The organism is Vibrio sp. 2130-1 (genome assembly GCF_033339515.1).
In genome coordinates this window covers 1-704 of record NZ_JAWOUT010000277.1, presented here as the reverse complement: position 1 = coordinate 704, position 704 = coordinate 1, and the positions used below count along the sequence as shown (strand labels likewise).

Sequence of the window (704 nt, the reverse complement as noted above, 5' to 3'; positions counted from 1 at the left end):
AGCAGTACGCGCTGCTGCTGAGTTAGGTGTATGGATGGTGAACGTTCATGCAAGCGGTGGTGAACGTATGATGACAGCATCACGTGAGATTCTTGAGCCATATGGTAAAGAACGTCCACTTCTGATTGGTGTAACGGTACTGACTAGCATGGAACAAAGTGACTTGGCAGGTATTGGTCTGAATGTTGAACCGCAAGAGCAAGTGATTCGTCTAGCGACATTAACTAAGAACTCAGGTCTCGATGGCGTAGTGTGCTCTGCGCAAGAATCTTCACTACTTAAAAATGAGCTAGGTAAAGAGTTTAAACTTATCACTCCAGGAATTCGTCCTGCTGGTTCTGAGCAAGGCGACCAACGTCGTATTATGACGCCAGTTGATGCTATTCAAGCGGGTTCTGACTACCTTGTTATTGGCCGTCCGATCACTCAGGCGACGGACCCTGCTGCCGTATTGAAATCTATCAACGACAGTTTAGCTAGCAAGTAATAACTCTCGAGCATTAAATGGATAAAGGTGAGGCTAGGATGCCTCACCTTTTTTCTTTCTCAGAACAACGAATTACCCGATGAGAACAAAGGTTCTACGGATTATTCTTAGTCCTGCAGGGGAATGCACTATATCGATCACACTTTAATAACATAATTGATAATGATAAGCCGAAAATGCAACCATGTGCTGTAGATGGCTTGCGTTACAAATAGGT

General features: G+C 44.5%; 1 protein-coding gene. It reads left to right on the top strand.

Annotated features, from left to right (window positions below):
* On the top strand, positions 1 to 487 hold a 487-nt coding region (pyrF, locus tag R7Q09_RS25720), incomplete at its 5' end, for an orotidine-5'-phosphate decarboxylase (RefSeq protein ID WP_318143888.1).
* Positions 488 to 704: the final 217 nt, after the last annotated feature.